A 19,753-nucleotide genomic window follows, 5' to 3' on the forward strand; every position below is an offset into this window, starting at 1 on the left:
TTCGACCGGGCTCGACCGGGCTCCGCCGGATTCGACCGGCCGGGGGTCACTCGTCCACCGGCACCTGACGGACCCGGACGTCCCCGCAGACGACGAAACCCGCGGGCACACCACCGCTGAGCAGATGGAGCCGCAGGTAGCGAGCAGACGCCGGGCCCGGCACGTCGACCAGCGCCTCGATCTCCGGGTCGGAATCCGCCTCCCGGATCTCCAGGTCCTGGTAGCCCGACCGCGTCTTCATGGCCAGGACACTGACGAACTCGACCTCCGTGGCCGTGTCCCTCCCCTGCTTCCAGAAGCTGCGGAACAGCAGCGTCCGGTGCGAAACGCGGTACGACCAGACCTGCATGTCCTCGTGCAGGTCCAACGGCAGCGGACTCGTCGTCATGCCGGTTCTCCTCTCCCGGGCGCGGTACTGCGCCGCCGAGTTGCGTACTAGCCGGCGTACTGCCGCCGGAGGGCGTCGAGGTGCTTCGCCCCGCGCTCGGCCTCGTCCAGGTGACCGAGGTCCAGGGCTGCCGTGGCGCGGCCGTAGACGTAGAAGACGTCCTCGCGCTCCTCGGCGGACAGCGTCCGCAGCCGGCGCAGCACGTCGAAGTCGACGTCCAGGGAGAGTTGGACGGCCGCCAGGCGGTCGCGGGCCGTGACGGGCAGCCGGGTGCGCAGCACGTCCTTGAGGTGGTCGCGGATGCGGCGATCCGCTTCCTCGGGCCGGCGGACGGCGGGCCGGTGCGGATGGTCCCCCAGCTCGTCGGCCCAGGTGGCGAGAACGCCGTGGATCGCCTGCAACGCCGCCACGTCCCCGGGGTCGGTGGCGAACACCTCCCCGGCCAGCCTGGCCGCCTCCCGGGCACGCCCCTCGACGTCCGTGCAGGCCGCGACGAATCCGGCGAGCGTTCCGCACCTCCACCGCAACTCGGCGGCCTGCCAGGCTTGTTCCATGTCCACGTCGGCACCCTATCGGGCGGCCGGCCGGGGTTGTCGACCGCTTTTGGGCGGCGGGCCGGCCGGGCCGTCGTCGACGAGCACGAAGGCAACCGAGGGCGCCGCCGGCTCGCCGGTCCGGCCGCGCCATGCCGCGAACGGTCTGCTACCCCGGTATCCGGGCGCCCAATGCCCGGATGAACCAGTCGAAGGCCGGCGCCAGGCTTTCCGGGGCCGACCAGCCGTTGATCACGGCGAGCAGCTGAAGGTACCGCTCCCTGCGAGGGTCGTTCACGGTCTCCAGGCGGGTCGACAGCCGGCGCCGGAGGTCGACGTCGTCGGGGAGCCCCACGGCGTCCGCGTACTGGGCCATGACTGCCGCAACGACCCGATCGGCCTGGGGCGAGCCCGGGTCGATGCCGGCTGCCAGGGCCGGGCCGACCTGGTCGAGGGCCGCTGCGGCAGGGTCACGGCGCGGGCACGTGGTGCCGACCTGGGCGTGATCGGCCACGTAGTGCTCGACCGTGCGCCGCGTGCCGGCGCGGAAGTCCGGGTCCTGGGACAGCTCGGCCAGCTCCACCCACGCCTCGACCTGCTCGGCCTCCGGGTTGTCGGGCAGCTCGGGCGTCATCGACCGCGTGATCCCCGCGAGTCCGGGGTTGGCGTCCAGCAGTCCGCTGAAGGCGGTGTCGAGGAAATCGCCGATCAGCCGTCGACGTTCGTCCTCGGAGAGCTTGGCCAGCTTGTGCATGAAATCCATCTCCTCAGGGGTGGACCCGCGCCTGGCCACCGCCGTCAGCACCGCGCGCCGCAGGCGCAGCGTCCGGATCTGCACCGCCAGTGCTTCGGCGTGCGCCGCGGCGACCTCGGGAAGGGAGATCTCCCGGTCCACGACCTTCCGGATGGCAGGGAGGTCCAGTCCCAGGTCGCGCAGTGTCCGCACGAGGTCCAGACGTGCGACGGCGTCGATGCCGTAGAGGCGGTAGCCGGCCGGGCTACGGTCGGTCGGCGGCACGATCCCGCAGTCGGAGTAGAACCGGATGGCCTTGACCGTCAGACCGGTCCGCCGGGCCAGATCACCGATCGGGTAGAGCGTGTCGCCGTCCATGCCCTCACCCTCCCACCTCCCCCTACAGGAGACTCAAGCCCACCCGCCTGCCGGCGGCAGACCACCCGTCAGTCACACAGAGGCTTCACTCGAAGCGGTGGTTTGCCCTCTCAGAGGAGTGGCCGGGCAGCTCGCTGCGCTGGGGTGGGTACGGACTCGCCGTTCGCACCAGCAGCGGCCCTCTCACCTCAAGGAGTGTGGATGCCCAGTCAGAACCCGCCAGGGGTCTTCGTGACGGAGCTCCCCAGCGGAGTACGCACGATCACCGGGGCGAGCACATCGGTCCCGGCGTTCCTCGGTTACACGAAGGCCTCCGCCAACGACGATCCGAGCGCGGCCCCCGAGCCGTTCACCGACGCCGAGCGTGTCGTCCCGCAGAAGATCCGCAGCTGGCAGGAGTTCGCCGCCCGCTACAGCGTCCAGGGAATCGCCAAGGAGCTCGCGGACGCGACCGAACCGGCCGCGATCCACACGCTGCAACGGTGCCTGCCCCTGGCCGAAGCGGTCTACGGGTTCTTCGCCAACGGCGGGAGCACCTGCTACGTGGTCGGCTTCACCAGCCCGCAGAGCGCCGTCTCACCCGAGGAGCTCAAGGGGAACACGGACGCCCGCACCGGCCTCGCCGCCCTGGAGACCGTTCCCGAGGTCACCATGGTCGCCGTCCCCAGCCTCTGGGACATGACCGCGGACGCCTCCGCCGAGAAGGAGGCGCCGACGCCCGACCATGCCGAGGGCGTCGGCAGGATGGCCCAGGTCGTCAAGCACTGCACCGAGCAGCGCAACCGGCTGGCGATCCTCGACCCGCCGCCCGGCCTGACCCCGGCCGAGGCGGCGGCCTTCGCCGACACGCTCGGCTCGCGCGACTCCGACGACGCCGCCTTCACCGCCCTGTACTACCCGTGGATCACGGTCCCGGGCGTCGACGCCGTCGAGCGCACCGTGCCGCCCTGCGGCCACGTGGCGGGTGTCTGGGCCCGCACCGACGCCGAACGCGGCGTCTTCAAGGCCCCCGCCAACCAGAACCTCCGCGGCGCACTCAAACTCCAGACCGTCCTCACGGACGACCAGCACGGGGAGCTGAACGCGAAGGGCGTCAACTGCCTGCGGCTCTTCCCGGACCGGGGCCTGCTCGTATGGGGCGCTCGTACCAGGTCGACCACACGCGACTGGCGCTACCTCAACGTCCGCCGCCTCGTGTCCTACCTCGCCGACTCCGTCCACCAGTCCTCGACCTGGGCGGTGTTCGAGCCCAATGACGAACGGCTGTGGGCGACACTGCGGCACTCCGTGTCCTCCTTCCTCACCGACCAGTGGCGGCAGGGCGCCCTCGTGGGACGCACGCCGGACGAGGCGTTCTATGTGATCTGCGACGACACCAACAACACACCCAAGACCATCGACGACGGCAAGGTCATCTGCGACATCGGCGTCGCACCCGTGCGCCCCGCCGAGTTCGTCCACTTCACCATCACCCAGATCGCGGGACAGTCCGGAGAGGCCCCCAAGGCCACCTGACGGCACACCTGTCCGCCCCGCCGTTGCGCGGCTCGCGGCTCGCGGCTCCCGGCTCCCGGCTCCCGGCCCGAGCAGGAAGGCGGACCGGCCGACTTCCTGCTCCGGTGGCCGGCCGGAGGCTCCTCGGCGGCCGGGCAGTATGGCGCGCGATCGTGAACGCCGCCGGATTCGGCCGCCGGGCCCGTGGCGGGTACCGTGACTGGATGCCGATTCCCCGTTCGTGGCGAGGGAGTTGGCAGAGCTGATCGCCGAGGCGGGCGCCCGGAGGAAGCCGTGGACCTCCTGGGCCCCGCCCGTTCCTGGCACCGCCGCACCTTGGCGGGGCTACTCCTGGAGCTCGGGCGGATCGACGAAGCGGTGGCCCTGTTCCGGCTGCGGTAACCGGCCGCTCCCGCCCGGCCGCGTGCCCGGACCCGGCGTCGCCGCCGGCGTCCGGCGTCCGCTCTCGGCCTCGGCTTCGACGCCGAGGCCGACGTCGGGACGACGGGCCGGCCGTCGCCACCGGTTCCGGAACGCCCGGAGGACCGCGACGACGGCAGCCGTGGCGAGGCCCGCGAGGAACTCGGGCAACGCGGCTCGCAACAGGTCGCTCATCGGGCCGTCCTCGCGGCCGCGGCGGTGCGCTCGGCGTGGAGGGCGCCCCGGCGCCGGAGCTTTCGGCGCACCCGGTCGCCGTACGAGGGCGGCAGGCCCGCTTCGACGGCCGCCTGGAGCCAGCTCCCGCCGTCCCGCGCGAGCCGGACGGCGACGGCGGCCTCGTCGGCGGTCAGGCCGCGCAGGACCGCTCCGATCCGCTCGTCGTCGAACTCGTGCCGCAGGACCACGTCCTCGGCGCTGCGGTGGTCGGTGAGCGCGTCCTCCAGGGTCACGCCCGCGCCGATCGTGACGCTGGTCAGCCGGGTGGGGCCGTTCCTCGTCCCCCGGTTCCACAACGGCAGCCACCGTTTGCGTTCCTCCTTCGCGCAACGGTCGAGGAGCGCCACCAGCTCGGGATCGCTGCGGCAGTCCCCGAGGCCGTCCACCCAATCGCCCAGGAGCGCGTCGATCACTCCCTCTCGCCACTCCTCCGGCCGCGCCCTGCCGAGCACCCTGCGGGTGAAGTCGTCCACGCCTTCGAGGTCTCCCACGAGGGCCGCGAAGCGGGCGGCCAGGGCCGCGACGAGAGCCGCCCGGGCGGGCGGCGGTGGCGGGGAGCCGAGGTGCCTGATCGACCTGGCCAGACCGATCAGCAGGACAGCGACCGAAGCGGGCGGCACCTCGGCGAGTGCGGTGTCCAGACCGGCCGTCGTCATGGCGTCCGCCACGTCGTCGAACCCGAAGATCCGAAGCATCTGCGCGGGCCGGTTCCTGGTGATGTACAGCAGCTTGATGATCAGGTGCGGGTCTGCCCGGTCCGCGCCGGGCACGACCAGCACCGACTGGCAGCGCTCCCGCCCGCGCCGGTCGGCCCCTCGGTAGTTCACGTCGGTCAGGAACTGCCGGGGCAGCCCCGGGCCCGGCCGGAACTCGATGCACACACCGTCGATGCACACGGCGATGACTCTCCTCTGCGACTCGTACGAGCAGGCTCTACTTCCGGGGACGGGAGCACGGCACAACGGCAAAGAATCCGGAGGATCGGGACGTGATCTGCGTCACGTCGGACGAATGGGCGCCCGCACCCGGCCGGGGCGGCACCGGTCCGCGGCTCCGGCCGGGCGCCGGCGACCGGCCGGTGGTGAACCGCCGGGCGGGCGCGGGCCGTATAGCTGGGCGGGGCACCGACCGGGTGGGTCCCGACGAACGATCAGGGGAGGCGTACGCCGATGGCCGAGGTGGAACCTCACCGGACCTCCGCCCGGGCCGGGCGTACGCACCGGCCGACGGACGTGGTCCGCGCCGTCGCCGGAGCGCCCTTCCCGCCCCACCGGCAGACGGACGCCGGCCGGCGCGCCGCCGGAACGCCGATCACGTGCCGGCGCCCGGCGCCCGCGATACCGCCCGCCGGCCGGGTGGCGCGATGAGTGCGCCGCAGTCCGGGGCCTCGTCCGCACCGGCTCTGCGCCGCCGGTTCGGCCGTCGTGGGGCGCCGTCCGCTCCACCGCCCGTACCGGCCGGGCGGCGGGGGCCGTCGCGGTCGATCCTGCGGCCGTTCGGGCCGCACTACGTCATCGCCCCGCGTGAGGTGGGCGACGACGAGCTGGCGGCGGCGATGGGCAGCCTGCGGCCGGTGCCGGACGCCCTCGTCGTCGTGGCGGCGGCGGCCGACGCCGCGCCGGTGCTGCGCGAGCAGATGGCCGAGCTCGGGCTGATCGCCCGGACCCGGGGCGCTGCCCGGCTGATCCTCGCCGCCTCCGGTCTCGCCGCGCTGGGCCCGGGTGGGCGGCGCCCCGCCGAGGTGGTCGCCGACAAGGCCGGACTGCCGGTCGTGGCCCCGGACGGTCTGGTGTCCATCCAGCCCGACGGCACCCTCAAGGTGACCGCGCCCGAGGGTGCCACCGAGCCCGCCGCGTGGTGGAGTTGCCCGCCGGGCGGCCGTCCGCGGCGGCTGCGGGAGACCGTCGAGGCGGCGACCGCCGTCGGACCCGGCCAGGCGCCGCCCGAACCCGAGCCGACGACGTGGCCGGCGCCGGCCGGTCCGGCGTGGGGCGCCACCGGGCCGGCCGCGTGGCCGCCGCCCGCCGTCCCCGTCCCCACCCCCGTCCCCACCCGTACGGTCGCCGCGGCGCGCCCGACCACGCTGCCCGCCTCGGTCGTCGTCCAGCGCCTCGCCAACGGCTTCTGGCTCAGCCACGCGACGGCCCGCCCGGAGGCCGGGATGCCGTTCCTGGAGCAGCTCGCGACACCGCCCGGCACGACGCCGCTGCTCGTCGGCACGCCCACCCAACCCGTCCTGACCCCCGAGGAGTTCGCCGACGCCGCGCTGTCCCTGCCGACCGGCTCCGACCAGCTCCTCGTGAGCGCGCCGTGGGCGGACCCGGGAGCGCTCGCCGCCCTGTCCGGCACGCTCGCCGAGCGGCTCGGCCGGCCCGTGCACGCCGCGGTCGGCCTCCCGGTCGCGGGCGACGGCGCGTTCACCACCCGGGTGCTCGACCACCGCGGCGCCACCACCTGGGAGCCGTACCTGATCCGGCTGACCTCCGGCAGCCGTCACGACACCGTCAGCACCGCCTGGCGCAACGGCGGCGCCGGGTGGGACACCGTCGGCCCCGGACTGTTCCGCGCCTTCCCGTTCTGGTGCCTGGAGGCCGTGCCGGCCGGGCTCTGGCTGCGCCCCGAGCCGCCGTACGCGTGGGCGCCACGCTTCCTGCGCCCGGACCCGGCCCGCCCGCTGCTCGTGGTGGGCGAGCAGGCCCGACTGATCCCGCACGACGTGTGGGAGCAACTGTCCGCCCTGCTGGACCAGTTGCCCGGTGACGGCGCACGGGGTTTCGGGCTGCTGCTACACGGCCTGGTCGACACGGCGTCCGAGAGCAGCGCCCGGTTCTTCGCACGGATGCACGGCCTGGTGTGGCTCAACCCGCCCGCCCGCACGCAGAACGGTCTCCCGGCTCCGGCTCTCCCCACGACGTACGCGGTGGGCGGCGGCCTCGGCACGCCGAGCGGGCCGAGCAGGCCGGGTACCCCGAGCGCGCCGAACGTTCCGGAACGCTTCGCCCTGCCGGCGCACCGGAACGAGGGGTTCGTGACGGGACGGGTCACACCCGCCGATCCGGAGCTCGCTCCCCCGGCCGCCCCGCCCGCCGGACTCGCCACGAGCAGTGGCGCGGCGCCGGCGAGCCGGCCGGCCACCGCCGCGAGCCCATTGACGGCGGAGGCGACGGCGAGCGCCACCGCTCCGGCCGGGTCTCCCGCCACCGAGCGCCCGGCCGAACGGCCCACCGCCTCCACCGAACCCGCCGCCCCCACCGAGCCCGCCGCAGCCCCGACGCCTGAACCGCCCGTGGCCCCGGAGCCGGAGGAGCCCGCGGAGCCGGAGGTGGCAGAGGCGCCCGAGGTGGCAGGGACGCCCAAGGTGGCAGAGGCCGCAGAGGTGCCGGAGCAGCCCGAAGCACCCGCCCAGCCGATCGCCCTCACGGCCCGCTACTTCACCCCCGCCGACGTCCCGCCGCTCGCCCCCGTGAGCAGCGCCGCCGACCGGGACGCCTTCCGCTCGCTCCTCGGCGACCACTACCAGCGCGGCGCCGGCCGGGTCGAACCGGCCGTCACCCGCCTGCCGGGCCTGCGCTCGACCGGCCGGGACGACCTCAAGCCCGACCTGGTCGCCGTGCTGCTGCACCACGAGGGCGCCGACGTGCCCGCCGGCCCGGCCGCGCTGGTCGCCGGGGCCCGCAGCGGCGCGCCCGGCCCGCTCGCGCCCTACCTCGCCTGCCTGGCGTCGGGCCTGCGCCGCCTGCCGAGCCACCACGGCGCGGTGCTGCTCGGCGCCGACGTCCCGCCCGAGATCCTCGACGCCTACCCTCCGGGACTGGTCCTCGTCGAGCCGGCGCCGGTCACCGGCGTCTCGTCACCCGCGGCCGACCTCGGCACGCCGGTGGAGTTCGCCGTGTGGTCGACAACCGGGCGCCGGACGGCCGTGTTCGCCGCCGACGGCGAGGTACCGCAGGTCGTCTTCTCCCCCGGCACCACCTTCACCGTCCTCGACACCGTCCCCGGCGACGGCACGACCCGCCCCGCCCGCGTCCTGCTGCGCGAGACCACCAGCACGCCCCCGGCCACCGCCGACGCCGCACGCGACCGCAGTGCCCGGGACCGCCTGCGGGCCTGGCTGGAGCGCCGCGACGGCACGGCCCCGGCCGACCGCCGCCCGGTCACCGGACCGGAACGCTTCCGCCTGACGCCCGGCACCGCCCTGCCCGCCCGCCCCGGCGCCGGCCCGTGACCTGCCCGGCTCCGGCGGACGGCCCGGTCCTCGGCCGCCGGGCCCGGCGCTGACGAGCGCCTGGACGCAGGGCAGGTCATCGCCGGTCCCCGTCGAGTTCAGCGCGCAGCAGCGGTGATCACCCCGATATCGCCCCTGGAACGTCTGGAACTCCCCTGGAACGTCCCTCGGGTGGGCGTCACCTGCCCACGGCGTAGCCCTGCATGCCGCGCGGGTTGGCGGCCGCCGACAGGACGCCGGTCTCGGGGTCGCGGGCGACGGCGCACAGGCGGCCCTCCGACCACGGGCCCCCGACGGTGACGTCGTGGCCGCGCCGGCGCAGGCCCTCGATGACGTCCGGGCCGAGGCGGGACTCGACGAAGAGGCTGCCGGGCCGGCCGGCGCGCGGATAGAAGGAGCTCGGGAAGCTCTCGGTGTGCCAGTTCGGCTCGTCGATCGCGCCCTGGAGGTCGAGCCCGCCGCGCATCGGCGGGCGCAGGGCGAGGGCGAGGAGGAAGTGCAGGCTCCACTGGTCCTGCTGGTCGCCGCCCGGTGTGCCGAAAGCGAGGACGGGCCGGTCGCCGCGCAGGGCGAGGGACGGCGAGAGGGTGGTGCGCGGACGGCGGCCGGGGGTGAGGGAGTTGGGCAGTCCGGGGGTGAGGGCGGCCATCTGGAGGCGGGTGCCGAGCGGGAAGCCGAGTCCCGGGACGACGGGGTTGGACTGGAGCCAGCCGCCGCTCGGGGTGGCGGAGACGAGGTTGCCCCAGCGGTCCACGACGTCCACGTGGCAGGTGTCGCCGCGGGTGCCGCCGTCCCTGGCGACGGTGGGCTCGCCGGAGCCGGGCGCCGCCTCGGCGGGGGCGTACTCGGCGAGCCTGGGCGCACGGCCCTCGGGGCTGCCGGGCCGCAGGTCGTAGGACGCCCGGCCGCCGATCAGGGCACGGCGGTCGTCGTTGTACCCGGGCGACAGGAGCGCCTTGAGCGGCACCTCGGCGGCGTCGCCGAACGCGTCGCCGTACCAGGCCTCGCGGTCGGCCATGGCGAGCTTGGTGCCCTCCACGAGTGTGTGGACGTACTCGGCCCCGTCCAGCGTCCCGAAGTCGTCCGGCAGCAGGGCGAGTTGCTGGAGGAACACCGGGCCCTGGCTCCACGGTCCCGGCTTGGCGACCGTCCACCCGTTCCAGGTGTGCGTGACCGGCTCCTCGTAGTGCGCTTCGAAGGCCGCGAGGTCGTCGCCGGTCAGGGTGCCCGCGTGGCGCTCTCCGGAGGTGTCCAGCGCGGGACGGGCCGCGAAGCCGGCCAGTGCCTCGGCGATGAAGCCCTCCCGCCAGACCCGGCGCGCCGCGTCGATCTGCGCCTCGCGCCCGCTCCCGGCGGCCTCGGCCTCGGCGACCAGGCGCCGCCAGGTCGCGGCGAGCGGCGGGTTGGTGAGCAGCGCGCCGGGGCGCGGCGCGTGCCCGCCGGGCAGGTAGAGCTCCGCCGAGCTCGTCCACTCCCGTTCGAAGAGCTCCCGGACGGTCTCGACGGTCGCCCCGATCCGCTCGACCGCCGGGTGCCCGTGCTCGGCGTACCCGATGGCGAACCGCAGGACCTCCGCCAGCCGCTTGGTGCCGTGGTCGCGCAGCAGGAGCAGCCAGGCGTCGAACGCCCCGGGCACGGCGGCCGCCAGCGGTCCCGTCCCCGGGACGAGGGACAGGCCGAGCGAGCGGTAGTGCCCGATGCTCGCCCCGGCGGGCGCGGGCCCCTGCCCGCACAGCACCCGCACCGGCCCGTCCGCGGGCGCGAGGATGATCGGCACCTCGCCCGCGGGCCCGTTCAGGTGCGGTTCGACGACGTGCAGCGTGAACGCGGCGGCCACGGCCGCGTCGAACGCGTTCCCGCCGTCCTCCAGCACCGCCTGGCCGGCCGCCGACGCCAGCCAGTGCGTCGACGAGACCATCCCGAACGTCCCCTGCAAGGTCGGTCGAGTCGTGAACACCGGTACCCCTCCCATCCTGAAGCCCCCGCCGTCTCCGGTTGGCACCCATCGTGTCCACTGCCGACCGTCCTGTCACCACCGCCACCGCCCGGAGCCGCGCTGCTCCGGAGGGTGAGGATCGTCACTGGTTCGCTCCATGGGCCCGCAGGGTGGGTAGGTGTACGTTCCAGCGACCACCGGGCGGGGATCCCGACTCCCCCTCGATCGCAGTTGCTCCGGTCCGCAGCGCCTCCGGCGAAGAGAGGTACCAGACATGTCTGCACAGGTGCCGGTCCACCACCATCCACCCCAGCGCGTCGGTGTGGTCGCCGAGTCGAGCGTCGGGGAGACCCGCGTCGCGGCGACGCCACCGACGGTGCGGCAGTTGCTCGGGCTCGGCTACGAGGTCGTCGTCGAGTCGGGGGCCGGGACGGCCTCCGGCTTCACCGACGCGGCGTACGCCGAGGCCGGCGCGCGCATCGGCGACGCCTGGGCGGCCGAGGTCGTCCTGAAGGTCAACCCGCCGTCGGGCGACGAGATCGCCCGGTTGGGTGAGGACGCGACCCTCGTCGCCCTGCTCGCACCGGCGCAGCGCCCCGAACTGCTGAAGGCGCTGTCGGCACGCGGCGTCACCGCGCTGGCGCTGGACGCGGTCCCGCGGATCTCCCGGGCGCAGTCGATGGACGTGCTCAGCTCGATGGCCAACATCGCCGGGTACCGGGCGGTGATCGAGGCGGCCCACGTGTTCGGGCGGTTCTTCACCGGGCAGGTCACCGCCGCGGGCAAGGTGCCGCCGGCCAAGGTCCTGGTGGCGGGCGCCGGTGTGGCCGGGCTGGCCGCGATCGGTGCGGCGTCCAGCCTCGGCGCGATCGTCCGGGCGACCGATCCGCGGCCCGAAGTCGCCGACCAGGTTAGGTCGTTGGGCGGCGAGTACCTGGCCGTGGAGGTCGCCCAGGAGGCGGGCTCGGACGGCTACGCCAGGGCGACGTCGGCCGAGTACGACCGGGCCGCCGCCGCGCTCTACCACGAGCAGGCGCGGGACGTGGACATCGTCGTCACGACCGCGCTGATCCCCGGCAGGCCGGCGCCCCGGCTGCTCACGGCCGAGGACGTGGCGGCGATGCGGCCGGGCAGCGTCATCGTCGACATGGCCGCGGCGCAGGGCGGCAACGTCGAGGGCACCGTGCCCGGACGCGCCGTGGTCACCGACAACGGGGTCACCATCATCGGCTACACCGACCTGACGGCCCGGCTGCCCGCCCAGGCCTCGCAGCTGTTCGGCACCAACCTGGTGAACCTGCTGAAGCTGCTGACGCCGGGCGGGGACGGGCGGCTGGCCGTCGACTTCGACGACGTGGTGCAGCGGGCGGTGACGGTCGTCCGGGCGGGCGAGGTCACCTGGCCGCCGCCGCCCGTGGCCGTGTCGGCCGCCACCGTCGGCACAGCCACCACCGCCGCTGCCACCGGCCAAGCGGCTGCCGCGCAGATCGGCCCGAAGCCGTCCCGGCTCACCCCGCCGCTGCGCTTCGGGCTGATCGGCCTCGGGATGCTGGCGACCTTCCTCCTGATCGCCTTCGCGCCGGCCCAACTGGCCCGGAACTTCACGGTGTTCGCACTTGCCGTGGTCATCGGCTACTACGTCATCGGCAAGGTCCACCACGCCCTGCACACCCCACTGATGTCGGTGACGAACGCGATCTCCGGGATCGTGGTGATCGGTGCCCTGCTCCAGATCGGGCACGAGAGCCGGCTCGTGACGGCGCTGTCCTTCGTGGCGGTCCTGCTGACGAGCGTGAACGTCTTCGGCGGCTTCGCCGTCACCCGCCGCATGCTGTCGATGTTCTCGATCTCCCCCACCTCCCAGCCGTCCCAGTCGTCCCCGTCGTCCCAGCCGTCCTCCGAAAGGCGTTGAGTCCGATGACTTCCACGACGGCCTCCCACGCCGCGGACCTGGTCGCCGCGCTGCTGTTCGTCCTCAGCCTGGCCGGGCTGTCCCAGCACCGGACCTCCCGGGCAGGCGTCGTCTACGGCATCGCCGGCATGGCCCTCGCCCTGGTCGCCACCGTCGTGCTGGCGGCGCGGGACGTCTCCGCCGGCGCGGTCGCGCTGATCGTCCTCGCGATGGTGCTCGGCGGGGCGGCGGGCCTGTGGCGGGCGCGGCGGGTCGAGATGACGCAGATGCCCGAGCTCATCGCCGTGCTGCACAGCTTCGTCGGCCTCGCCGCCGTCCTGGTCGGCTGGAACGGCTACCTGGAGGTCGAGTCCCACGGGTCCGCCCAGACCCGGGTGGCCGGGGACCTGCTGGGCATCCACCACGCCGAGGTCTTCATCGGCGTGTTCATCGGCGCGGTCACGTTCACCGGCTCGATCGTGGCCTTCCTGAAGCTGTCCGCCAGGATCGCCTCGCGCCCGCTGGTGCTGCCGGGCAAGAACGCGCTCAACGTGGGCGCGCTGGCCGCGTTCGCGGTGCTGACGGCCTGGTTCACGGCCAGCCCGGGTCTCGGCCTCATGATCGCGGTCACCGTCCTGGCGCTCGCCCTGGGCTGGCACCTCGTCGCCTCGATCGGCGGCGGCGACATGCCCGTCGTCGTCTCCATGCTGAACAGCTACTCGGGCTGGGCAGCGGCGGCGGCCGGGTTCCTGCTCGACAACGACCTGCTGATCGTCACCGGGGCCCTGGTCGGGTCCTCCGGCGCCTACCTGTCGTACATCATGTGCAAGGCCATGAACCGCTCGTTCCTGTCGGTCATCGCGGGCGGGTTCGGCATCGAGGCTCCGTCGGGCTCCGCGCAGGAGCAGGGCGAGCACCGCGAGATCCGCGCGGAGGAGGCCGCCGGGCTGCTCGCCGCGGCCCGGTCCGTGGTCATCACGCCCGGCTACGGCATGGCGGTGGCCCAGGCGCAGCACCCGGTGGCGGAGCTGACCCGGCGGCTGCGCGAGCGCGGGATCGGGGTGCGGTTCGGCGTGCACCCGGTGGCGGGCCGTCTGCCCGGGCACATGAACGTCCTGCTGGCCGAGGCGAAGGTGCCGTACGACATCGTCCTGGAGATGGACGAGATCAACGACGACCTCGCCGCGACCTCGGTCGTCCTCGTCATCGGCGCCAACGACACCGTCAACCCGGCCGCCACCGACGATCCGTCCAGCCCGATCGCCGGCATGCCCGTGCTGCGGGTGTGGGAGGCGGAGCAGGTGATCGTCTTCAAGCGGTCGATGGCCTCCGGCTACGCCGGCGTGCAGAACCCGCTGTTCTTCCGGGAGAACACCGGCATGCTGTTCGGCGACGCCCGGCAGAGCGTGGAGGCGATCCTCCGGGCCCTGCCCGAGGGCCACGGCGGTCCGGCCGCCGCCGTCCGCCAGACGACGGCGGCGGGTTAGCGAACGGCGGGTCGGCGGACGCGGCCGGTCGACGGACGCGACGGACCGCCCGGGCACCGGGCCCGGACGGTCCGCCCACCGGCCCACCGGCCCGCCCTCGGGCCCGCCCGCCCACCGCACGAACCGCCCGCTCAGCCCTTCGTCAGCAGCCGCCGGACGTTCTCGGCCTTCGGGGAGCCGAGTTCCTCGTAGAGGGCGAGGCTGCGGCGCCACGCCTCGGCGGCGGCCGCGGCCTGGCCGAGGTGCCGGCGGATGATGCCGAGCTGTTCCAGCGCGGACGCGGTGCCGTCGCGGTCGCCGATGTCCTCGCGGATCGCCACGGCCTGCCCGGCCAGGTCCAGGGCCCTCGCGAAGTCGCCGGTGTCCTGGAGGACTTGGGCGGTGACGTGCAGGGCGTGGCCCTCGCCGTAGCGGGAGCCGAGCGCCTGGAAGGCGGCCAGCGCGAGGCGGCAGTTGACGAGTGCGGGGTCGGACCGGCCGAGGACACGGTAGGCGGGGATCAGGTTGAGGAGGCAGACGGCCTCGCCGTAGCGGTCGCCGGCGGTGCGGAAGGCGTCGGCGGCGCGGGTGAGGTGGCCGATGGCCGTCTCGTAGTCCTGGAGCTGGCGGTGGCTGACGCCCAGGTTGGCCTCGATCATGGCGGTGGCCTCCGGGTCGCCGTCGCCGAGGAGGCCGTCGGCGTGCCGGTAGCGGGTGATGGCCTCGCGGTAGTCGCCCTGGGCGTGGGCGAGGGTGCCGGCCTGGACGAGCATGAGGGCCTCGCCGGTGCGGTCCGCCGAGCGGCGGGCGTGGTCGAGGGCGAGCCCGGTGGCGTTGTTCCAGTCCCCCCAGTACTTGCGCAGGGTGAAGAACGGCCAGAGGCTGTGGGCGAGTTGCCAGCACAGCGGGTCGTCGTCCCGGCCGGCGGCGTGCCGCACGAGGTCGACGAGGTTGGCGCGTTCGGTCTCGTACCAGGCCATGGCCGCCTCGGCGCCGTCGAAGTCCGGCTGCGGCAGGCCGGGCGGGGGCGGTGCGGCGGGGGCGAGGCGGGCGTGCGGCACGAGGAGCATCCCGGCCCGGCGGGAGGCGTGCAGGTACCAGAGCGCGAGGCGCCGTTCGGCGGCGAGGCGCCCGGCCGGGGCGTCCTCATTGCGGGCGCGCTCCTGGGCGTAGAGCCGGATGAGGTCGTGGAAGCCGTAGCGGCCGGACTCGGGCGCCTGGAGCAGGTGGTGGGCGGTCAGTTCGGCGAGGAGCCGTTCGCTGGGCGCCGGGTCGCGGTCCAGCAGCGCGGCGGCGGCCGGCACCCCGACCGACCGGCCGGGCACCAGGGCCAGCAGCCGGAACGCGGCGGCCTGGTCGGGGGCGAGGTGGGCGTAGCTGGCCTCGAAACTGACCCGCACCGCGCGGTCGCCGACCCGGAGTTCGTCCAGCCGTCCGCGCGCGTCGGCGAGCCGCTCGGCCAGCATCCGCACCGTGCGGCCGGGTTCGGTGACGAGCCGGCTGCCCGTGATGCGCAGCGCGAGCGGCAGGCCGGCGCAGTGGGCGAGCAGTTCGGTGGTCGCGTCCGGTTCCGAGGACAGCACGGCGGGGTCGGCGATGCGGCCGAGCAGGTCCCTGGCCTCGGTGTCGGTGAACGCGGCGAGCTCGATCCGCTCCACGCAGTCGAGTTCGGGCAGCCGGCTGCGGCTGGTGAGCAGCACCGCGCAGCCGCTGCTGGCCGGGAGCACGGGCCGGATCTGGGCGCCGTCGAGCACGTCGTCGAGCACGATCAGGACGCGCCGGCCGGTCAGCAGGCTCCGGTAGAGGGCGGCGCGTTCGTCGAGTACCGGGGGGACGTCGGTGGGGCTCACGCCGAGCGCCCGCAGGAGGCGCGCGGCGACCTCGGCGGCGGGTACGGGCGCCTGGTCGGCGCCGCGCAGGTTGGCGAACAGCTGGCCGTCGGGGTAGCGGTCCCGGTGCGCGTGTGCGGCGTGCACGGCGAGGCTGGTCTTGCCGATCCCGCCGGGGCCGGTGACCACGAGCACCGGGGTCCGCCCGGCGGTGCCGTCGCGGCCGAGCGCGTGCCGGACGGCTTCCAGTGCTGCCGTGCGGCTGGTGAAGTCCGCTAGGTCCGCCGGGAGTTGAGCGGGAGCCCGGACGGCTGCCGGGCGTGGCGCGCCGGTCTCGACGTCGGCACCGGCGTTGGCGCCGGCGTTGGCGCCGGCGTTGGCGCCGGCGTTGGCGCCGGCGTCCGTCCGGGGCCCGGCCGGCTCCGCACGGGCCGGCTCCGCCCGGGCCGCGGCGATCAGTTCGGCCCGGTCGCCGTCTGCCAGCCCCAGCGCGTCGGCGAGCGCGGCGACCGACTTCAGCCGGGGGTTGCGCCGGCCCGCCTCCAGCATGCCGATCGCGTGCGTGGAGACGCCCGACCGTTCGGCGAGGCCCTCCTGGGTCCACCCGAGGCGCAGCCGGTATTCGCGCACCATGTCCCCGAAACGCACGACAACCCCCATCGCCCCCGCCGAGATGCCGCCGCCAACTATGGCATGTTCCATGCCAGGGCGTGGCGCGGGGAACGCAGGCCGAACGCAGGGGTTACGCCATGGACCGCCGACCCCGCCGGGCCAAGACTCGTGTCCGCCCGGATGCCGGTACCCGGCGGTACGCGAAGGATCCCAAGGACCCCTCGGGCCCGCAAGACCTGCGGCACCCGCCGTGCCCGTGGCGTCCGGGGCAGCACCGCACACCGAGGACCAGGAAGACCAGGAAGTCCAGGAGATCCAGGAAGACCAGGGGGAATCGTGAAACGCATCAAGTCCGCGCTGGCGGCGGGTGTCGCCGGCGTGGTCGGGCTCGCGGGCCTCGCGCTGGCCCAGCCGGCCGGCGCGGCGACGCCGGCCACGCAGCGGGTGCTCGCCGAACTCGGGCGCGTCCAGGGCCTGTTGCCCGCCACCGGGCACGCTTCGGCCAGGGCCGAGGCGGCGGCCGAGCAGTCACGGGCAGCCGAGCAGTCACGGGCGGCCGGGCAGTCGCAGGCGCCCGCCCGGATCGCACTGAAGGGCGCCAAGGGCGCGGCCTCGCAGGTCCGTTCGCAGGTGGCGGTGTCGCCCGACGCGCTGCCGGACACCGACAGCGCCGTCATCACCGACACCACCGCCGTCTCGCACGTCTTCGTGCTCCGCACCGCGCGCGCCGCGACCGACGTGAGCTTCACCGTCGACGGCTTCGACGGCCGGCTGGTCGCCGATCCGCTCGGCGGCGTCCTGCTGGTCGACCGGACGACCGGCCGGGCCGACAGCCGGATCAGCGCGCCGTGGGCGTACGACGCCAACGGCCGTGCGCTGCCGACCAGTTATACGGTCGACGGTGACACCGTCACCCAGCACGTCGACACCCGCGGCGCCGCGTTCCCGGTCGTGGCCGACCCGCACTACACCTGGGGCTGGATCACCGGCACGGTGTACTTCAACCGCAACGAGACCTCGCACATGGCCTCCGACGCGGGCTTCACCGCGGCCATGTTCGCGTTCGCCCCGCCGCCGTTCAACCTGATCGGCGCCATGGTCGCCGGGAACATCTCCCGGGTGGCGTGGAACGCCGACAGCGACCACAAGTGCGTGAAGGTCAAGTCCCTGGCGCCGGTCTTCCCGGCGTCCGAGTACTCCGGGGGGTACTGCCGGTGATCACCAGGACGAAAGCACCGAACTCCCTCGCACGGAGGGCACTCCGGGCAGCAGTGGTCGCCGTCTCGATGCTGCTGACGCTGGCCTTCGCCGGGATCGCGACCCCCGCGACGGCGGTCACCGGCGGCGGACCGGCCACGACGGGGCAGTACCCGTGGATGGTCCACTTCCAGGACACCAGCAAGTACCCGCTCTTCAGCTACAGCTGCGGCGGCGTCCTGATCGCGCCGGACAAGGTCCTGACGGCCGGGCACTGCGGCCGGGAGTACCAGAGCAAGATCGACCACTCCGCGGTCGTGCAGGGGCAGACGAACATCCTCCAGGGCGGCACCGCCTACCGCATCGCCCGGATCGACATCAGCCCCCAGTTCTACCCCGACCAGGAGACCGGTCCCTGGAAGACGTACGACATCCACCAGGGCGACGTCGCCGTGGTGACGCTGCAGAACTCGATGGTCGGCGTGCCGACGATCCCGTTCGCGCACATCCCGGCCGACGAGACCCTCAGCGGGCAGGGCCTGATCCTCGGCTGGTCACTGGAGAACGTCGACAGCCACGGCGACCCCCGGGAGCGGCTCCGCTCGTCGATGGTCCCGATCCTGCCGGACTCGGCCTGCACCCGCCCCTACGGCGGCATGTACCGGGTCGGCCAGATGATCTGCGCCGGCGACGCCAAGCACGACGCCTGCAACGGCGACAGCGGCGGTCCGCTGATCCGCAACGGCTGGGTCATCGGGATCATCTCCGGCGGCGGCAACAACGGCTGCGACCAGGCCGGCTACCCCGGCACCTACACCCGGGTCGCCGCGTTCTCCAACTGGATCCAGCAGATGAAGGAGGACCGCGACCACGCGCCCTTCTACGTCAACGGCAAGTGCATGGACGGGGACGTCGCCAACGGCGACCACGTCCCGGGGATGAAGGTCCAGCTCTGGGACTGCAACGGCTGGCGCAACCAGTTCTGGTACACGCTGAAGGACCACATCTTCAACGACCGCAACAACTACTGCATGAGCGCCGACATCAGCCACGGGAGCTACAACGGGATGCCGGTGCTTCTCCAGCCCTGCCACACCTGGACCGCCCCGAACGAGACCTGGATCATCGACGGCTACACGATCAAGAGCGCCTACAACAACAAGTGCCTCGACGCGGACATATCCGGCGGCTACCACAACGGGATGAAGGTCCAGCTGTGGGACTGCAACGGATGGACCAACCAGCAGTTCTGGTGACCCCTCACGGACGCCCGGCCCGCCGTCGCCCCTGCGCGACGGCGGGCCGGGCCGCGTTGACGGACCGTCAGGACGCGCGCTGCGCCCGGGCGAGCCGGTCGGCCTCGCTGCGGCGGGCCGGGGCGAGCACGTCCACCGGGGTGCCCGCACCCTCGCCGGGACGGGCGCCCCAGCCGCGCAGGCGGTCGGCCAACTGCCGCACCCGGCGGTCCTCCGGGCCGGGGACGAGGTAGAACAGCGACTCGTCCACCTCGGCGTCGTCCCCGCCCCAGCGCACGACGCCCTCGCACTCGGCGAGGATGTCCCGCAGCACCAGCTCCTGGTGGGCGAAGAGCCCGCCCTTCGCCGAGGCGCCGGGGCGGATGCGCACGGCGGTGCCGGAGGCGAGGTTCGACTCCGCGGCGCCCGCGCGCAGGCCGCCGATCGCCTGCCAGCCGAGCAGGTCGCCGCTCGGGAGCTCCTCCACCTCGTAGTGGAAGCGCCGGATCACGTGGACGAGGATCTCCTCCGCGTCACCGATCCGGATGTCGACGGTGAGGCCCGTGCCGGCCACCGGGCGGGTCCAGACCGTGGAGACGTGGTTCGCCTCCTTCTCGATCGTCCAGCCGTTGGCACTGGTCGGGAGCTTCTTCGCCGGGACGCCCGGCTCGGCCGTCCCCTTCGACGGCGCCGCCGAGGCGGTGCCGGGGAGCAGCGCGCCCAGGGCCGTGGCCGCGCCGACGACGGCGGCACCCTTGACCGCGGCCCGCCGCGTGAATCCGATCTGCACGTCTTCCATTTCCTTGTGTCCCCCTATGTCTTCCGTCTTCCGGTACGCCGTCTGCTACAGAACGACGATCAGCACGAGCGTGGGCACGAGCAGCAGCAGCGCGCTGACCGGCCAGTACGCCCGGCCCGAGCCCGGGGCCGTCCGCCGCCGCACGGCCCGGTTGGCGAGCCACCACAGCAGCGTGAACACCCCCACCACCGGGACCAGGACCAGCAGCATCGGCAGGACGCCGTCGTTCTCGGTCGGCTCCCGCGTGGTCCAACCCAGGGCGGCGAGCGGCCAGTTGGCGGCGAAGTACCAGAGCAGCCAGACCGGCACGACGGCGGGCAGCCCCAGCAGCAGGTTCAGGGCGGCGGCGGCCGGCGAGTACGTGCGCATGTGCTCGTGCC

General features: G+C 74.3%; 15 protein-coding genes. 6 read left to right on the forward strand and 9 right to left on the reverse strand.

Annotated elements, in window-relative coordinates:
* Positions 1 to 46: 46 nt before the first annotated feature.
* The 3 genes from ACFVU9_RS27750 to ACFVU9_RS27760 form a co-directional block, all read right to left on the reverse strand.
* Positions 47 to 388 (reverse strand): hypothetical protein, encoded by a 342-nt coding sequence (locus ACFVU9_RS27750; RefSeq protein ID WP_380441486.1) that lies wholly within the window; start codon positions 386 to 388, stop codon positions 47 to 49.
* A 47-nt stretch (positions 389 to 435) separates the two neighbouring features.
* Positions 436 to 948, reverse strand: a complete 513-nt coding sequence (locus ACFVU9_RS27755) for a hypothetical protein (RefSeq protein WP_380507961.1) — start codon at positions 946 to 948, stop codon at positions 436 to 438.
* A gap of 142 nt (positions 949 to 1,090) precedes the next feature.
* Complete coding sequence (locus tag ACFVU9_RS27760) at positions 1,091 to 2,032, reverse strand: MerR family transcriptional regulator (protein WP_387597890.1); 942 nt, start codon at positions 2,030 to 2,032, stop codon at positions 1,091 to 1,093.
* Between the two features lie 201 nt (positions 2,033 to 2,233).
* Here ACFVU9_RS27760 and ACFVU9_RS27765 point away from each other — a divergent pair, with 201 nt between their 5' ends.
* Complete coding sequence (locus ACFVU9_RS27765) at positions 2,234 to 3,547, forward strand: phage tail sheath family protein (protein ID WP_387597893.1); 1,314 nt, start codon at positions 2,234 to 2,236, stop codon at positions 3,545 to 3,547.
* A gap of 324 nt (positions 3,548 to 3,871) precedes the next feature.
* Here the strand turns inward: ACFVU9_RS27765 and ACFVU9_RS27770 are convergent, their stop codons facing one another.
* A complete protein-coding gene (locus ACFVU9_RS27770) occupies positions 3,872 to 4,141 on the reverse strand; it encodes a hypothetical protein (RefSeq protein WP_387597896.1) in 270 nt (89 codons plus the stop codon).
* Positions 4,138 to 5,079 (reverse strand): hypothetical protein, encoded by a 942-nt coding sequence (locus ACFVU9_RS27775; RefSeq protein WP_387597898.1) that lies wholly within the window; start codon positions 5,077 to 5,079, stop codon positions 4,138 to 4,140. Before ACFVU9_RS27775 ends, ACFVU9_RS27770 begins: the two co-directional genes overlap by 4 nt.
* A 467-nt stretch (positions 5,080 to 5,546) precedes the next feature.
* Between ACFVU9_RS27775 and ACFVU9_RS27780 the strand changes: the two genes are divergently transcribed.
* Positions 5,547 to 8,408, forward strand: a complete 2,862-nt coding sequence (locus ACFVU9_RS27780) for a hypothetical protein (RefSeq protein ID WP_387597901.1) — start codon at positions 5,547 to 5,549, stop codon at positions 8,406 to 8,408.
* A 178-nt stretch (positions 8,409 to 8,586) separates the two neighbouring features.
* On the opposite strand, the gene ACFVU9_RS27785 is transcribed toward ACFVU9_RS27780, so the two are convergent.
* On the reverse strand, positions 8,587 to 10,365 hold the full coding sequence (locus ACFVU9_RS27785) for a gamma-glutamyltransferase family protein (protein ID WP_387597904.1): 1,779 nt from the start codon (positions 10,363 to 10,365) through the stop codon (positions 8,587 to 8,589).
* A 253-nt stretch (positions 10,366 to 10,618) separates the two neighbouring features.
* On the opposite strand from ACFVU9_RS27785, the gene ACFVU9_RS27790 reads away from it, so the two are divergent.
* Both ACFVU9_RS27790 and pntB read left to right on the forward strand, forming a co-directional pair.
* Complete coding sequence (locus ACFVU9_RS27790) at positions 10,619 to 12,256, forward strand: Re/Si-specific NAD(P)(+) transhydrogenase subunit alpha (RefSeq protein ID WP_387597907.1); 1,638 nt, start codon at positions 10,619 to 10,621, stop codon at positions 12,254 to 12,256.
* A gap of 5 nt (positions 12,257 to 12,261) precedes the next feature.
* Positions 12,262 to 13,722, forward strand: coding sequence for a Re/Si-specific NAD(P)(+) transhydrogenase subunit beta (pntB, locus tag ACFVU9_RS27795; protein WP_380509208.1), 1,461 nt, complete (start codon positions 12,262 to 12,264; stop codon positions 13,720 to 13,722).
* Positions 13,723 to 13,853: 131 nt separating this feature from the next.
* Here pntB and ACFVU9_RS27800 read toward each other — a convergent pair whose 3' ends face one another.
* Positions 13,854 to 16,178, reverse strand: a complete 2,325-nt coding sequence (locus ACFVU9_RS27800) for an ATP-binding protein (RefSeq protein WP_387597910.1) — start codon at positions 16,176 to 16,178, stop codon at positions 13,854 to 13,856.
* Between the two features lie 300 nt (positions 16,179 to 16,478).
* Here ACFVU9_RS27800 and ACFVU9_RS27805 point away from each other — a divergent pair, with 300 nt between their 5' ends.
* Both ACFVU9_RS27805 and ACFVU9_RS27810 read left to right on the forward strand, forming a co-directional pair.
* Positions 16,479 to 17,360 (forward strand): hypothetical protein, encoded by an 882-nt coding sequence (locus ACFVU9_RS27805; RefSeq protein WP_387597913.1) that lies wholly within the window; start codon positions 16,479 to 16,481, stop codon positions 17,358 to 17,360.
* Positions 17,361 to 17,428: 68 nt separating this feature from the next.
* A complete protein-coding gene (locus ACFVU9_RS27810; RefSeq protein ID WP_380441510.1) occupies positions 17,429 to 18,595 on the forward strand; it encodes a trypsin-like serine protease in 1,167 nt (388 codons plus the stop codon).
* Positions 18,596 to 18,662: 67 nt separating this feature from the next.
* On the opposite strand, the gene ACFVU9_RS27815 is transcribed toward ACFVU9_RS27810, so the two are convergent.
* On the reverse strand, positions 18,663 to 19,364 hold the full coding sequence (locus ACFVU9_RS27815) for a hypothetical protein (protein WP_387597917.1): 702 nt from the start codon (positions 19,362 to 19,364) through the stop codon (positions 18,663 to 18,665).
* Positions 19,365 to 19,418: 54 nt separating this feature from the next.
* Positions 19,419 to 19,742, reverse strand: a complete 324-nt coding sequence (locus tag ACFVU9_RS27820; protein WP_380441514.1) for a hypothetical protein — start codon at positions 19,740 to 19,742, stop codon at positions 19,419 to 19,421.
* Positions 19,743 to 19,753 lie beyond the last annotated feature (11 nt).

The organism is Kitasatospora sp. NPDC057936 (assembly GCF_042887525.1).
In the GTDB taxonomy this organism is placed as follows: domain Bacteria; phylum Actinomycetota; class Actinomycetes; order Streptomycetales; family Streptomycetaceae; genus Kitasatospora.

What these genes read in the sequence shown, in the direction of transcription:
- ACFVU9_RS27750 (WP_380441486.1), bottom strand. Translation starts at nt 388, where the DNA reads ATGACGACGAGTCCGCTGCCGTTGGACCTGCACGAGGACATGCAGGTC.
- ACFVU9_RS27760 (WP_387597890.1), bottom strand. Translation starts at nt 2,032, where the DNA reads ATGGACGGCGACACGCTCTACCCGATCGGTGATCTGGCCCGGCGGACC.
- ACFVU9_RS27765 (WP_387597893.1), top strand. Translation starts at nt 2,234, where the DNA reads ATGCCCAGTCAGAACCCGCCAGGGGTCTTCGTGACGGAGCTCCCCAGC.
- ACFVU9_RS27770 (WP_387597896.1), bottom strand. Translation starts at nt 4,141, where the DNA reads ATGAGCGACCTGTTGCGAGCCGCGTTGCCCGAGTTCCTCGCGGGCCTC.
- ACFVU9_RS27780 (WP_387597901.1), top strand. Translation starts at nt 5,547, where the DNA reads ATGAGTGCGCCGCAGTCCGGGGCCTCGTCCGCACCGGCTCTGCGCCGC.
- ACFVU9_RS27790 (WP_387597907.1), top strand. Translation starts at nt 10,619, where the DNA reads ATGTCTGCACAGGTGCCGGTCCACCACCATCCACCCCAGCGCGTCGGT.
- pntB (WP_380509208.1), top strand. Translation starts at nt 12,262, where the DNA reads ATGACTTCCACGACGGCCTCCCACGCCGCGGACCTGGTCGCCGCGCTG.
- ACFVU9_RS27810 (WP_380441510.1), top strand. Translation starts at nt 17,429, where the DNA reads ATGCTGCTGACGCTGGCCTTCGCCGGGATCGCGACCCCCGCGACGGCG.
- ACFVU9_RS27820 (WP_380441514.1), bottom strand. Translation starts at nt 19,742, where the DNA reads ATGCGCACGTACTCGCCGGCCGCCGCCGCCCTGAACCTGCTGCTGGGG.